Source organism: Kitasatospora sp. NPDC050463 (assembly GCF_040655255.1).
Classification (GTDB): Bacteria; Actinomycetota; Actinomycetes; order Streptomycetales; family Streptomycetaceae; genus Kitasatospora.
This window is the reverse complement of the sequence record NZ_JBFAJO010000018.1, coordinates 1-14347: the sequence shown is the minus strand read 5'-3', so window position 1 is coordinate 14347 and position 14347 is coordinate 1. Positions and strand designations below refer to the sequence as shown.

At 72.5% G+C, this 14347-nt stretch carries 13 protein-coding genes and 1 pseudogene; 9 read left to right on the top strand and 5 right to left on the bottom strand.

Features of this window, described 5'->3' with window-relative positions:
- The first annotated feature begins 11 nt into the window (after positions 1-11).
- A complete protein-coding gene (locus AB0J08_RS13955) occupies positions 12-449 on the top strand; it encodes a carboxymuconolactone decarboxylase family protein (RefSeq protein WP_360632076.1) in 438 nt (145 codons plus the stop codon).
- An 89-nt stretch (positions 450-538) separates the two neighbouring features.
- Entirely contained in the window at positions 539-1444 is a 906-nt protein-coding gene (locus tag AB0J08_RS13950; RefSeq protein WP_360632385.1) for a phosphotriesterase, read from the top strand.
- 51 nt (positions 1445-1495) lie between these two features.
- On the opposite strand, the gene AB0J08_RS13945 is transcribed toward AB0J08_RS13950, so the two are convergent.
- Together AB0J08_RS13945 and AB0J08_RS13940 are read right to left on the bottom strand one after the other, a co-directional pair.
- Positions 1496-1888, bottom strand: a complete 393-nt coding sequence (locus AB0J08_RS13945) for a hypothetical protein (RefSeq protein WP_360632073.1) — start codon at positions 1886-1888, stop codon at positions 1496-1498.
- Positions 1889-1932: 44 nt separating this feature from the next.
- Positions 1933-2991 carry an FHA domain-containing protein gene (locus AB0J08_RS13940; protein ID WP_360632070.1) on the bottom strand — a complete coding sequence of 353 codons (1059 nt, stop codon included), beginning with the start codon at positions 2989-2991 and terminating at the stop codon, positions 1933-1935.
- Positions 2992-3376: 385 nt separating this feature from the next.
- Here AB0J08_RS13940 and AB0J08_RS13935 point away from each other — a divergent pair, with 385 nt between their 5' ends.
- A complete protein-coding gene (locus AB0J08_RS13935; protein ID WP_360632067.1) occupies positions 3377-5491 on the top strand; it encodes an ATP-binding protein in 2115 nt (704 codons plus the stop codon).
- 41 nt (positions 5492-5532) lie between these two features.
- Here AB0J08_RS13935 and AB0J08_RS13930 read toward each other — a convergent pair whose 3' ends face one another.
- Positions 5533-6714, bottom strand: coding sequence for a hypothetical protein (locus AB0J08_RS13930; RefSeq protein ID WP_360632064.1), 1182 nt, complete (start codon positions 6712-6714; stop codon positions 5533-5535).
- Positions 6715-7595: 881 nt separating this feature from the next.
- Between AB0J08_RS13930 and AB0J08_RS13925 the strand changes: the two genes are divergently transcribed.
- Positions 7596-7991 carry an STAS domain-containing protein gene (locus AB0J08_RS13925; protein ID WP_360632061.1) on the top strand — a complete coding sequence of 132 codons (396 nt, stop codon included), beginning with the start codon at positions 7596-7598 and terminating at the stop codon, positions 7989-7991.
- Between the two features lie 77 nt (positions 7992-8068).
- Here the strand turns inward: AB0J08_RS13925 and AB0J08_RS13920 are convergent, their stop codons facing one another.
- A complete protein-coding gene (locus tag AB0J08_RS13920) occupies positions 8069-8500 on the bottom strand; it encodes an Hsp20/alpha crystallin family protein (RefSeq protein WP_360632058.1) in 432 nt (143 codons plus the stop codon).
- A 121-nt stretch (positions 8501-8621) separates the two neighbouring features.
- Complete coding sequence (locus tag AB0J08_RS13915) at positions 8622-9275, bottom strand: phosphoribosyltransferase family protein (protein ID WP_360632055.1); 654 nt, start codon at positions 9273-9275, stop codon at positions 8622-8624.
- A gap of 344 nt (positions 9276-9619) precedes the next feature.
- Between AB0J08_RS13915 and AB0J08_RS13910 the strand changes: the two genes are divergently transcribed.
- The 5 genes and pseudogenes from AB0J08_RS13910 to AB0J08_RS13890 all read left to right on the top strand — a co-directional run.
- Positions 9620-10054 carry an Hsp20/alpha crystallin family protein gene (locus tag AB0J08_RS13910; RefSeq protein ID WP_360632382.1) on the top strand — a complete coding sequence of 145 codons (435 nt, stop codon included), beginning with the start codon at positions 9620-9622 and terminating at the stop codon, positions 10052-10054.
- Between the two features lie 183 nt (positions 10055-10237).
- Positions 10238-10627, top strand: a pseudogene (locus AB0J08_RS13905) (DUF2267 domain-containing protein); the annotation flags it as partial.
- Positions 10628-10858: 231 nt separating this feature from the next.
- Positions 10859-12715 (top strand): molecular chaperone DnaK, encoded by a 1857-nt coding sequence (dnaK, locus tag AB0J08_RS13900; protein WP_360632052.1) that lies wholly within the window; start codon positions 10859-10861, stop codon positions 12713-12715.
- Positions 12716-12876: 161 nt separating this feature from the next.
- The gene (locus AB0J08_RS13895; RefSeq protein ID WP_360632049.1) at positions 12877-13830 is read left to right on the top strand and encodes an NmrA/HSCARG family protein; all 954 of its coding nucleotides are present in this window, start codon (positions 12877-12879) and stop codon (positions 13828-13830) included.
- Between the two features lie 140 nt (positions 13831-13970).
- Positions 13971-14347: transposase domain-containing protein (locus AB0J08_RS13890; RefSeq protein ID WP_360632046.1), on the top strand; the 377-nt coding region annotated here is incomplete at its 3' end.

The window sequence follows — 14347 nt, the reverse complement described above, 5'->3', positions numbered from 1 at the left end:
CACCACCCGCCATGAACCCCGCCTACCTCGTCCCCGCCCCGCTCGACCGCGCCGCCGGCTACGCGCTCCTCGGCGAACTGGCCGCACCGCAGACCCAGGCCGCCACCCTGCGCGGCCTGGACGAGCTGGCGCCCGGCTTCGCCGACTGGATCGTCACCAGCCTCTTCGGCGGCACCTACCAACGGCCCGGACTGGAGCTGCGGGACCGTCAGGTGGCCAACCTGGCCGCGCTCACCGCGCTCGGCGGGGTGGAGCCGCAGCTCGCCGACCACGTGCGCAACAGTCTGCGGGTCGGGCTGAGCCGGGCGGAGATCACCGAGGTGCTGGTCCACCTCGCGCCCTACGTCGGCGTGCCCAAGGCTCTGGCCGGCCTGCGGGTCGCCAGGGCCACCTTCGCCGAGGCGGACGCCGGCTCCACCGGGGCGGACGCGGGGAGCCGGGCCGCGTGACCGCCGCCGCTCCGGCCGGGGCGGACGCCACCGCTGCCGCCGCCACCCTTTCCGACACCACCGATACTGCCGTCGGCGGCGGGAGCGGCGTGATCCGCACCGTCCTCGGCGACCTCGACCCGGCCGAGTTCGGTGTCTGCGACGCCCACGACCACCTCTTCCTGCGCAGCCCCCGGCTGGCCGGCGAGGAGCTGGACGACCCGGTGGCCGCCGAGCAGGTGCTGCGGGACTTCGCGGCGGCCGGCGGCCGGGCACTGGTCCAGTGGACCCCGTACGGCATGGGCCGCGGCGCCTCGGCGCTCGCCGGACTCTCCCGGGCGACCGGCGTCCACCTGGTCGCGGCCACCGGCCTGCACCAGGCCGTCCACTACGACCCGGAGCTGCTCGCCGGGCTCTACGACGGGCTCGCCGAGCTGTTCACCGCCGAGCTGACCACCGGCCTGCGCGACGCGCCGCCCGGCGTCCGGGCCGGACTGATCAAGGTGGCGGGCGACTACCACGGCCTCGGCCGGCACACCCACCGGGTGCTGGCGGCCGCGGCCGAGGCGCATCACGCCACCGGCGCCCCGATCGCCGTCCACCACGAACTCGGGACCGCCGCGCCGGACGTCCTCGACCTGCTCTGCGGACGGTACGGCGTGCCGCCACGCCGGGTGATCCTCGGCCACCTCAACCGCCTGCCCGACCTGCGCCTGCACCGGCACCTCGCCGCCTCCGGCGCCTACCTGGCCCTGGACGGACCCTCCCGCGCCCACCACGCCACCGACCACCACCTCTTCGACACCGTCGCCGCACTGGTCGAGGCAGGCCACGCCGACCGGCTCCTCCTCGGCGGCGACACCACCACCCGCACCGCCCGCCACAGTCCCGGGCCCACCCATCTGCTCACCGTCCTCGGGCCGCGCCTCGACCGCGAGTTCGGGCCCGACCTGCGCCGGCGGGTTCTCGTCGGCAACCCCGCCGAGGCCCTGGCCGTCCCCCGGACCGCCAGCTGAGGGGCTCGGGTGGCCCGCCCGCGCGCCTGCTCCCGCGCGCGCAGGCCCGGCTCAGCCGCCCAGGGCCCGCAGGATCGGCTGGCCCAGGGCGCCGAGCCAGCCCGCCAGCGCGGAGAGCGGTCCGAGCAGCCCGGTACCGGCCGCGACGAGCGCACCCGCCGAGGTGAGCAGCCGGGTGATCCGGGTGAGCCGGCCCGCCACCGCCTCGCGATCCGGCTCCGGCCGGGCGACCTCCGTGTCCAGCGCGTCGAGCTCGGTCCGCACCTCGGGCGCGAGCACCGGTGGCAGCTGCGCCCGCTCGACGGCGGTGCGGAGGTCGCCGACCAGCACGCGCACGTCCTGCCCGTCGGCCGTGAAGTGGCCCGACAGGCCGCCCCGGACGGTCTGGTCGCCGGCGACGTTGTTGATCACGCCGCCCTGCTGGTTGCCGATGTTGAAGACCATGACGGGCCTCCGGTGGGGAGTCGGTCCGTGGAGCCTGCGGGGACTCAGCGGGGTGGTGGTGCCTGCAGCCGCTGTGCTTCCTCCGTCTCGAAGCGGCGCCGCCGGGAGGTGGCCACGATGTGCAGGACGATTCCGACCACGATCAGCACACTGCCGATCGCCGCCACGGCGAAGCCGATGGCGCCCACCGGCATCCCGCCGATCTCCGGTCCGAGCACATTGGGCACGTTGAGGTCGGGGCGTTCGGAGCTGACCGCGTCGTTGGTCTTGGCGATGAAGTCGATGATCGCCCAGCCGTAGACCGCGCCGCCGACCACGAACAGCAGGAAGCCCGTCACGACCAGGTGCCGCGCCCTGGTCCGGGTGGCGGCGATCTCGCGGAAGAAGCTCTCCCGCCGGGCCTGGACGTAGTTGTACTGGTTGCCGGCGACGTTGCTGAGGTTGCCGGCCTGCTGTTGCCCCACGTCGAAGCGGGGCTCCGCCCCGAGCGGCGGTGCCAGCGGCCGGCCGGGCGGACCGGGTCGCGGCGGGGGCTGGTCCGGTGGAGGCCGGTCCGCCGCGGGCCGGTGCGGCGGCGAGTACCGGCGCGGGGGCTCCGGCGGCGACGGCGGCACGGGTGGCGCGGGTGACACGAACGGCCCCTGCGCCTGACCCGGCCGCTGCGGTTCGCGCGGCTGCCGTGGGTCGTCCGGCTGAGGCGGTTCCGGCCGCAGCGGCAGTGCGGCGGTCCGGGTGGCCGCCGTGGGACCCTCCACGCCGAGGCCGGGGACGGTGGCGGCCTCGTACGGGTCCTCGTAGTGCACCTCGAAGGGCCCGAAGTCCAGGACGTCCCCGGCGTGCACCTCCTGCTGCCCCTGCACCGGGTGGCCGTTCAGCCGGGTGCCGTTGGTGGAGGCCAGGTCCTCGACGGTGGTGTGACCCGCGGACCGCGACACCACGGCGTGGCGTCGGCTGACGCCGGGATCGCCCACCCGTATCTGACAGGTGGAGTCCCGGCCGACCAGCATCGGCTGGTCGGCGAGGACGAAGACCCGGCCCCGGAGCCGCTCCGGACTGTCGACGACGAGACGGGGTAAGGCCTGCTCTCGCGAAGGTGAGCTCATGGCACGGCCTCCTGCCGGGCGAGCCGCTGAACCACCGGCGGCGGCAACACCGTGCGGTGTCCGTCCGCCGGCTCGGGTGCCCTCCCTTCCAGTAAAGGCCACCTCGGCGCCCGGGAACAGCCCCGTCGGGACGCCGTGCACTGACCTGCCGGAGTGCTCGCCAGGGATGTGCGTGCAGGGTTGCGGGCCCGGTCGATCCGGAGGTGCCGGGAGGCGGCCGCCCGCGACGTCCCGCGACCTCCCCGGGCTCGGTCGGAATCCGGCGTCGGCCCAGGCCGCAGACGAGTTCACCACGTCCGGAACGACTGCTCCGGGCCGCGGCCGCGGGATACAGTCCGCCTAGGGACGATCGGGGCGACCAGGGGGAGCCATCGTGTTGGAGATCATGGCCGCTAGCGCACTCACCGCATTTCTCACCGCGGTGGGGAACGGCGCGGCGGGCGAGATGGGAAAGCAGCTACTCCTCACGACGGGCGCGCTGACGCGCAGGACTCTGGGGCGGGAGGCACCGTTTCCCCGCACGGAGGAGGCTCGTGAGAGCCTGGCCGCCCGGCTGCACGCCCAGATGGCGCACGACCCGCGACAGGCCGCCGAATGGGCGGCCCTCGTCGCCAGCGTTCCCGAGCGGACCGATCACCTGTCGGCCGGAGGCGGGCTCCCACCCGCGCCACGCGACTTCACCAACCACAAGGCAGTGCTGCGCAAGCTGCGCAGGGAGGCGACCCGCCCGGCCGCCGGACGGCCACGGGTCGCCCTGCTGTACGGGCCGCCCGGAATCGGAACCACGTCGGTGGCACTGCATCTCGGTGCCACCCTTGCCGATCGGTTCCCCGACGGACGCTTCTACCTCGACCTGAGGGACGGTACGGGCGACGCCCGCCCCGATCGGTCCGTGGTCCTGCTGCGGCTCCTGCGGGAGATGGGGGTCGCCCCCGAGCGCATCCCGCCGACGGAGGCCGGCCGGGAGCGGCTCTACCGTCGGCTGCTGGAGGGGCGCAGGGCTCTGGTCGTGCTGGACCATGTGACGTCCCACGCCCAGGTCCGCGGTCTGGTCCTCTCCACACCGGACGTGCTCCTGCTCGCCGTCGTCTCGGGCGGCCCCTTCCTGCTGGAGGCGGAGCGGGTCGAGGTCTCCCCGCTGCCGGGCCGTCACGCGATGAGGGTCGTGCGCAGCACGGCCGGCCCCGAGGGGTACGACCGCATCAAGCCCCGGGTGCGGGAACTCCTGGAGCAGTGCGCGGGGAACCCGCTGGCCCTGCGGTCCTGGACGGTGGGCCTGTTGCACGAACCGGGCCCGGTGACGGCAACGGCGCCTGCCGGCCCCGGTTCCACCGATCCGCTCGGGGCGGCGATCCGGCAGGCCTGTTCCGGGCTTCGGCCGGAGGCGGCGCGGCTGTGCAGGCTGGCCGCGCTGGCCGGGCTGCCCTTCGTCGACGCCGAGCTGGCGTCGGCCGCTGCCCGCACGACGCCCGACGAGGCGGCCGGCATCCTCGACGAGGCGGTTGAGGCCCGGGTGGTCGATGCGCTGGGTGACGGCCGCTACCGCTTCCGCCCCCGGACCCGCCGCCACCTGGCCGACTCCGCGGCCGTCGAGTACGGCATCCCCGAATGCACCGCGGCCGTGCGCCGCACGGTCGACGCACTGCTCCTGCGTGTGCGGCACGCCGCGCATGCCGCGCTGCCGCAGAGCTGGCGCACCGAGCCCGCGCCTCAGGAGGGGACGCGGTGCCACGGGGAGGCGCAGGGCGTGGCGGTGCTGGAGGCCGAACTGGGCAACGTGGTCCAGGCGGTGTCCCTGGCCGAGGAATACGGCCTGTCGGCGGCCGCGCCCCGCCTCGCGCGGACGCTGTGGCCGCTCCAGCTCAAGGCCGGCCACTGGGACGAGGTGCTTCCGGCACTGCGTGCCGCGGTCCGCTGCGTCGAGGAGTACGAGGTGGACCTGCGGGCCGCGGCCCTCCTGCAGTTCCAGCTCGCCCACTGTCTGGGCGAGCTGGGCCTCGTGGAGGAGGCCGAGGTGGCGGCTCGGGCCGCCGTGGCGAGCGAGCGGGCGGCCGGGCACCTGCGAGGCGAGGCGTCCGCGGTGGAACTGCTGGGACTGCTGAACCTGCACACGTGGAAGTACCCCGAGGCACACGAGAGGTTCCTGGAGTCCGAACACCTCTACCGGCGAATCGGCCCCGAGGACGAAGGGGCGGCGGACGTTCCGCGGGCGCTCGCCCTGTCGCAGCGGCACCAGGGGCGGGCCCTGTGCGGTGTCGGAGACCTGGTGGCATCGCAGCGCCTGCTGGAATCCGCGGTGCGGTTCTTCGCCACCCACGGCGAGGCGTACAACCAGGCCCGGGCCTTGACAGACCTCGCGGAGACCCTGCACGAGGCGGGCCAGAACGCCGAGGCGCTGACGACGGCAGCGGAGGCGGAACAGCTGCTCCCACCGCAGGCTCAGCCCCATCGCCAGATCCTCGCCGCGCTGCGGCTGCGCTGCGAGGCTGCCGGCCGCTGATCGTCCCGGCCCTGCCCGGCCCGGTCAGGCGCGGGACGGGATCAGCTCTCGCGGACCTCCGGTCGCCCGACCAGCATCCGGTGACGGCCTTCGGCGGTGTGCACCCGCAGCGTCACCGCCCCGGTGGCCGGAACGGTACCTCCGCTCGCCAGCCACGCGTACAGGGCGGAGGCGTACGCCGCCGGATCGGCATCCCCACCCGGGCCGGCCTCCACCTGGAAGGCCCCGTGGGCGCGAATCCTGACGACGCACCGGTGCGGATCGGTGACGTAGGCCGCCACGGTGCATCGCGGATGCCGACGAAGCACCTCCGCCGTCCACAGCTCGGGTCCGCCGAACCGGGGATCGTCCGGAGCGGCCGTCTGCGTGATCATGTCGGCCGACGTGAGCACGCTGCGGTCGCGGGTGTTCTCGTGAACCGCGAGGTGGACGTCCCCGGCCGCCCCGTACGGCACCTCCACGGATCGTTCGATCCTGATCTCGGCGCCGTCGACGATCGTCCGCACCTGCAGAGGATCTGTCCGAAGGGGAGGCTCGTACGGCGGAAGCGGGAGCGGTTCGAGCAGGGCCGGGCCCTCCGGCTCCGCGAGGCCGAGGAGTGCGTAGAAGTGCTCGCGAAGCAGTACGGCTGAGCCTCCGGGCGCCGAGGTGACGAACTCCTGCGGGCCGGGAAGCGGACGGTGGGACGCCGCCAGGTCCTCGAACTGGGCGCGCAGCGGAAGGTAGGGGTCGAACCGCGGCGCTCGCGTGACGAAGTCCGCGACGGGTGACTCCGGGTCCAGGCGGTCCTGGCCGTCGGCTGCGAGCATCACCGGGGTGCCGAGTGCGGCGGCGTAGTAGGTCACCGCTCCGAAGTCCCCGAGGACGAGATCGGCCGCGATGAGGGCCTGCCGCCAGCTGTGGACGGGATCGATCAGCGTGAGGCCGTTGCGCCGGGCCCGGTCCAGCCACGCCCGGATCTGCCCAGGGCCGTGGCCGTACCAGATGTTGGGGTGCAGGACGGCCGCCACCCGGTAGTCGTCGGCGGGAAGTTCGGCGGTCAGGCGGGGGAGCAGACCGGGCAGGAGATCCTGGCCGGCGTCACCGAACAAGCCCTCGGGGTTCCAGGTCGAGTTCAGGACGAGCAGTCGCTGCCCGCGGCGAACGCCCAGCGCGCGGCGGAAGCGCTCACGGTACGGGAGGGCGTCGAGCATGCGGTCGAAGCAGGGATCACCGCCGAGCACGGCCGCACTCTCAGCCTCCGGGCAGGCACGCCGAAGCCGTTCCACCTGCTCGGGGTGGGACAGGACGAGGCCGTCGACGAACGGCTCACCCTCCTCCAGCAGCCATTCGGCCGACAGGCCGAACGTCGGCTCCCGGCTCCCGGCTCCCGGCTCCCGGCTCCCGGCTCCCGGCTCCCGGCTCCCGGCTCCCGGCTCCCGGCTCCCGGCTCCCGGCTCCCGGCTAGCCTCTTAGTGTATCCGGCACCATGTGATACGACGCTCAACTTGCCGGGGATGCTTGACAGTTGACCGCCGAAGCTGGCCGAGATGGAGAGGTCGACAGGCAGTGACAGCGCCTGATCCCAGGGGACGACGGGGAGGCCGAGGTCGCTGAAGAGATCTCCGATTCCATCCTGGAAGGCCGACGAGCCGGTCGAGGTGACGAGGAGCTGAATCCGGAAGTCGTCGTGGAACAGGGGTGCCACGTCCATCAGGCGCCCCGCGGACGTCACGTTGTGCACCACCAGCAGTACGTTCCGCTGCGCCGCCCGGCTGGTCCACCGGCTGGATCCCTCTCCCACCGGCACCCGTATCGGCCGTGACTCGACTCCCATGTGTTCCCCTCGACCACGCATTCCGGAACGCTCGCCGGTCGATCATTTCAGAATGAGCCGCGGCTGCGGGGTTGCGCTCGCCCCTGCGCCGGCCTTGTCAACGCCGCCCTTCCCGAGGTATACGAAGAATCTGGACGAATAGGCCGTTCGCCTGTCGGCCCCCAGATCTGTCCGGCCCGGGAGGCGGTCAAGGAGGGAGGCGGAGCCGACGTCGACACCCTGGACCGGGCGGCCGCCGCAGGTCCGGCTGTCCGCACACGTTGGGAGTGAACTGGGCAGGGGTGTGCCATGGACCTGAAACTGTCGTCGCGCCGGGAGGGCGGCTGGGTCGTCATGCGGGTGGAAGGCGAGCTGGACATCGCCACCGAGGACCGCCTGCGCAGGAGACTGAACCGCGCCCTCGTCCGGCGGGGTCGCCACGCCCGTTTCGTGGTGGACCTGTCCCGTCTCGACTTCTGCGACGCGAGCGGCCTCTCCGCGCTCGTCGACGCGCATCGCACCGCCCTGCGTCATCGGGGACAACTGCGCCTGGCCGTCCCGAAAGGGAGGGTGCTGCGGGTGCTCCGGCTGACGGAACTGGACCGCGTGCTGCCGGTGTACCCCACGGTGGGCGACGCCGTCGCGGGCCGCGACAGCGCGCGCCATGCCTTTCGCGACGGCCCCCCGGTCGAACAACCCGCCTGATCGGCGTGGCGTCACGACAGCGTGCTGCACGCCGACCGCGACGGCGTGCAGCACGTCCCTCTTCCCGTTCCTTGTGCTCAGTCCTCGCGCTTCACCTCGATCTGCCGGGCGGCCGGGCGCTCGGTGCCCAGTGGCACCGTCACGCGCAACACGCCCTTGGCGTACGTCGCGGCGACTTCGTCCTCCTTCGCCTGGGCGGGCAGCTGGATCGTGCGCACGAAGGAGCCGTAGCGGAACTCGGAGCGCTGCTTGTCCTTGTGCTCCTCGCTGCGCTCGGCCCGGATCGTGAGCGTCCCGTCCTGCACGGTGATCTCCACGTCCTCGTCCGGGTCGATGCCCGGCAGTTCCGCCTCGACCACGTACGCGCCGTCCCTCTCGAACTCCTCGATCCGGATGGGGTGCTGGTCGGACGGGAAACGCAGACCGAAGGGCAAACTCTCGAACCACTCGGACAGGTCCGGGTGCCAGGGCGAGGACGAGTGCCACCTGCGTGCGATGTCGGCAGGCATCGCTCCTCCCTTCTCGTGGTGTCCAATGAGACGGCTACCCCGCATCCCGGCCCCGACACGGCGTTCCCCCACCGCGCCCCGGCCGATGCGCGGACCAGACCGAGCCGGACGCTCCGGGGGGTCAGTGGATCGCGGGCCGGTGGTCCAGGACGGCGGCCACCTCGCGGTCGGAGACCTCGTGGAAGCTGTCGTACCAGACGCCGATCGCGTGCAGGTACCGGTGCGGGCTGAGGCAGACGAACTCGTCGGCCTCGTGGCGCAGTTCCTCGGCGGTCCGGGTGTCGCACACCGGCACCGCGAGGACCGTGCGGGCCGGCCGCCCGGCGCGGATGCGGCGCAGCGCCGCGCGGGCGCTCACGCCGGTGGCCAGACCGTCGTCGACCAGGATCGCCGTCCTGCCGTGCAGGACCGGCTCCGGCCGGTCGCGGCGGTAGAGACGCTCCCGGCGGTGCAGCTCGGTCCGCTGGCGATCCACCTCTGCGGCGAGTTCGTCGGTCGCGACGTCGAGCAGCTTCATCGCACGTCGATCGAAGACCGGCGGGTCCTCCCCGGCGATCGCGCCGACCTGCAGCTCGGGCTGGCCCGGCGTACCGATCGTGCGGGTCACCAGCACGTCCAGCGGCGCGTCCAGAGCACGGGCGACCTCCGCCGCGACCGGAACCCCGCCGCGCGGAAGGGCCAGCACGATCGGATCGGGCCATCGCCGAACCCGACCCAGGCCGGCCAGTGCGGTGGCGAGCTGGCGCCCCGCATCCGTCCTGTCCCGAAATCGCATCAGCGTCTCCGAAGAAGACCACTCGGGCGCCGCAACGGCGCGCAACGCTTTCCGGCTCTCGCGGCTTTCCGGCTCCCGCGCGGGCGAGAGATCCCCGAAAGGTCCCCGCTCACCCGTGCCTCGCGCGTTCCCGGGCGCACCGGGCCGAAACCGGCGGGGCGGTACCCGCACCGTGATCCCGGGCCGGGCTCGTCACTCGGGGGTGGGCCGACTTCTCACGCATCCATCCCACCGTCCAATGTCACCGTCCAGGCGACTGTCAACCTTGTCATCGGATGGATGACATGTTAGAACGGATTCAGAGCCCGCGCACTGGCACCCTGATCCGACTGGAGGTGTTCGCGATGCTGATGCGCACCGACCCGTTCCGCGAGCTGGACCGTCTGACCCAGCAGTTCCTGGGCAACAACGGCACCTGGTCGCGTCCCGCCCCGATGCCGCTGGACGCCTGCCGCGTCGGCGACGAGTACGTGATCTCCTTCGATCTGCCCGGCGTGGACCCGGATGCGATCGACATCGACGTCGAGCGGAACATGCTGACCGTCAAGGCCGAACGCCGGCCCCGGCACGAGGGCGAGGACGTGAGGTGGGAGCTCTCCGAGCGCCCGCTGGGCGTGTTCTCCCGCCAGGTCATGCTCTCCGACACCCTCGACCCCGAGGGGATCGGCGCCGACTACGAGGCCGGCGTGCTGACCCTGCGCATCCCGGTCGCCGAGAAGGCCAAGCCCCGCAAGATCGCCATCAGCCACAGCGGCGACCGCAAGCAGATCCGGGCCTGACCATCCAGGCCTGACCATCCCGGATGGTCGTCCCGCACCGGTCGTCCCGCACCGGCCGTCCCCCGGGCAGTGCGGGAGGACCGGGCAGCGCGGGACGACCTGCGGGCGGTCGGCTGCCGCGGCGCACCCGGCGCCGGGGGCCGGGGGCCGGCCCGCCCGCCTGGGACGGAGGGAGAGGGTGCAGTGACTCTTCGATGGGAGGCGTTCCTGGCCGAGGTCCAGGAACGCGGCGAATACGACACACCCGAGGAAGCCGAACGGACCGCCCGCGTCGTCCTGGCGCTGCTCGGCGCCCACCTGGTCGGCGACGTGCGCGCCGAACTGGCCGCCCGGCTGCCCGAGACCCTGGCCCTGGTCCTGCTCAATCCGCTACGGGCCGCCGAGCCGCTCAACCCCGAGCGGTTCGTGCGCGCCACCGCCGCCTGGATCGACGGCGCCACCGAGGCCACCGCCCTGTGGGACATCGGCGCGGTTCTCAGCACCACCGCCGACGCCGTCGGCGACGAACTGCTGCAACGGGTCCTGCTCCAGCTCCCTCCGGGCTACGAGCTGCTCTTCGGCCGTCCCCAGCCGGCCGGTGCCCGTGACCACGTCCGCGGCCCCGGCCCGTCCGTGCTTCAGCCGCCGGTCGCCGGGTAGGCGCTTCGTATCCGGCGACCGACCGGATGGCAGGGCATGCTTGACATGATTCGACCCATGTTTCATGAGTGCCTCGTTTCATGGGTGCCTCACAAGAGCGAAGGCATGGACGATGCGCCCGCCTGGCCGGGCCTCGCGGGTGCGGGTGGGTGAGGAGGTCGGACGATGACCCGGTCAGTGGGTATCGACCTGGGGACGACGAACTCGGTGGTCAGCGTGCTGGAGGGCGGCGAGCCGACCGTGATCCCGAACGCGGAGGGAGCACGCACCACGCCGTCCGTGGTGGCCTTCGCCAAGGGCGGCGACGTGCTGGTCGGCGAGGTCGCGAAGCGGCAGGCGGTCACCAATGTGGAGCGCACCGCGCGGTCGGTGAAGCGGCACGTGGGGGAGGCGCAGTGGCGCTTCCCGGAGGCGGGGTCGGTGGACGGCAAGCGCTACACGGCCCAGGAGATCTCGGCGCGGGTGCTGCAGAAGCTCAAGCGTGACGCGGAGGCGTACCTGGGGGAGGACGTGACGGACGCGGTGGTCACCGTGCCGGCGTACTTCAACGACTCCCAGCGCACCGCGACCAAGGAGGCCGGGGAGATCGCGGGCCTCAAGGTGCTGCGGATCGTCAACGAGCCGACGGCGGCCGCTCTCGCGTACGGGCTGGACAAGGAGAGCGACCAGACGATCCTGGTCTTCGACCTCGGCGGCGGGACCTTCGACGTGTCACTGCTGGAGATCGGCGAGGGCGTGGTGGAGGTGAAGTCCACCAACGGCGACACCCATCTGGGCGGCGACGACTGGGACCAGCGGATCGTCGACCATCTGGTCAGGCAGTTCAAGAACGGCTACGGCATCGACCTGGCGCAGGACAAGATGGCCGCCCAGCGACTGCGCGAGGCCGCGGAGAGGGCCAAGATCGAGCTGTCCTCCGCCTCCGAGACCACGATCAACCTGCCCTACGTCAGCGCCTCGGCCGAGGGCCCGCTGCACCTGGACGAGAAGCTCACCCGCGCCCAGTTCGAGCAGCTCACCGCGGACCTGCTGGACCGCTGCAAGACGCCGTTCCACCAGGCCGTCAAGGACGCCGGGATCAAGGTGTCCGACATCGACCACGTGATCATGGTCGGCGGCTCGACCCGGATGCCGGCGGTGACCGGGCTGGTCAAGGAGCTGACCGGGAAGGACCCGCACAAGGGGGTGAACCCGGACGAGGTCGTGGCGGTGGGTGCGGCGCTCCAGGCCGGTGTGCTGAGGGGCGAGGTCAAGGACGTCCTGCTGCTGGACGTCACCCCGCTGTCCCTGGGCATCGAGACCAAGGGCGGCGTCATGACCAGGCTGATCGAGCGCAACACGACCATTCCGACCAAGCGCTCGGAGGTCTTCACCACGGCCGACGACAACCAGCCGGCCGTGACCGTCCAGGTCTACCAGGGCGAGCGCGAGATCGCGGCGTACAACAAGAAGCTCGGCATGTTCGAGCTCACCGGCCTGCCGCCGGCCCCCCGGGGCATGCCGCAGATCGAGGTCACCTTCGACATCGACGCCAACGGGATCATGCACGTCGCCGCGAAGGACCTCGGCACCGGCAAGGAGCAGAAGATGACCGTCACCGGCGGCTCCGCGCTACCCAAGGACGACATCGAGCGGATGGTCCGCGAGGCCGAGCAGCACGCGGAGGAGGACCGCCTGCGCAAGGAGGCCGTCGAGACCCGCAACCAGGCCGAACAGCTCGTCTACACGACGGAGAAGCTGCTCCAGGACAACCCGGACAAGGTGCCCGGCGACGTGAAGAGCGAGGTCGAGACCGCGCTGGCCGACCTCAAGGAGAAGCTCAAGGGCGAGGACAGCGCGGCGATCCGCGCCTCGATGGAGCGGGCGAGCACCACGGCGCAGAAGATCGGCGCGGCCCTGTACGCCCGGGCCCAGGGCGCTGCGGGTGGCGGACCGTCGCCCGGCGCCGGGACGGGGGGCGAGGAGGAGGTCGTCGACGCGGAGATCATCGACGACGAGAACCCGAAGGGAGCGGCGCGATGAGTCGGACGGGCGGCCCCACGTGCCCGCGATGCGGCGAATGAGTGGCCGGGGCGCCAACGGCTCGGGACCGCCCTGTTCCGCTCCCCGCTTGCCGACCTCGATGGCGTGAGTTGCGCTTGAAGCGTCCGATCCCGCGTGCGAGAGAGGCGATGAAGGGCGACATGGCGGAGAAGAAGATCATCACAGTGTTCGGAGCGACCGGTGCCCAGGGCGGTGCGGTGGCCAGGGCGATTTTCGCCGACGCGAGCGGCGACTTCGCCGTGCGCGCCGTCACCCGGCACCCGGAGTCCGACCGGGCGCGGGAGCTGGAGCGGCTCGGGGCCGAGGTGGTCCAGGCGGACATGGACGAGGAGGCGACTCTCGGCCCGGCCTTCGAGGGCGCCTACGGTGCGTACCTGGTGACCAATTTCTGGGAGCACATGTCCGCCGAGCGCGAGAAGGCCCAGGCCGCCGCCCTCGCCGGGGCGGCCGGACACGCCGGTGTGCAGCACGCCGTCTGGTCCACCCTGGAGGACACCCGTGAGTGCGTCCCGCTCGACGACGATCGGATGCCCACCCTCCAGGGCTCCTACAAGGTGCCGCACTTCGACGGCAAGGCGGAGGCCGACCACTACTTCCCCGACGCCGGCGTGCCCACCACGTTCCTGCGCTCCACGTTCTACTGGGAGAACCTCATCGGCCAGTTCACCCCGCGGCAGAGTGAGGACGGAGTCCTGCAACTCGCCCTTCCCCTGGGGACGAGCAGGCTCTCGGGCATCGCCGTCGAGGACATCGGCAAGGTCGCCCTGGCCGTCCTCCAGCGCGGAACCGATCTGATCGGCGCCACGGTCAGCATCGCCGGCGAGCACCTGACCGTCACCGACATGTGCGCCGCCATCACCAAGGCCATCGGCCTGCCGGTCCAGTACCTCCCCCTCACCCCGGACGCGTTCCGCGCGCTCGGGTTCCCCGGCGCGGACGAGGCGGGCAACATGTTCCAGTACTACGCGGACTGTGAGGAGCGGTTCACCGGGGCCCGCGACCTGGAAGCCGTCCGCGAACTCGACCCGGACCTCCAGGACTTCGACACCTGGCTCGCCGCGCACCGCGAGCAACTGCTGGCCGCCTGGACGTGAGCCGCGGCGCCTCGGCCCGGGACATGAGCTGCGGCGCGTCGCCCCGGGTCGTCGGCCGAGTACGTGACCGTCGCGCCTAGGCGCAATACCAGTGACTTAAGGATCGCTGATGGTAGGCTGCCTGCCCAGGAGGTGCCTGGATGCCACGCCCTGGGCAGGTCAAGCCGGCGACGGACGAGCGACTGTCGGACCGGATCGCGATCGGACTGCTGACTCGCACGTTTCCGCCGGAGCTGGTGGACCGGATGGTGGAGGAGTCCGGGAAGTCCGGCCAGCGTCAACGGCTGTTGCCACCAAGGGTGGTGGTGTACTTCGTCCTCGCGATGTGCTTGTTCTCCGGGCAGGGGTATGAGGAGGTCGCGAGGTTGCTGACCGAGGGGCTGGCCTGGGCCCGGCGCTGGTCCGGGTCGTGGCAGGTGCCCACCACCGCGGCGATCTCCCGGGCCCGGGTCAAGCTCGGACCGGAGCCGCTCAAGGCGCTGTTCGAGCAGGTCGCGGGGCCTGTAGCGACCGACTC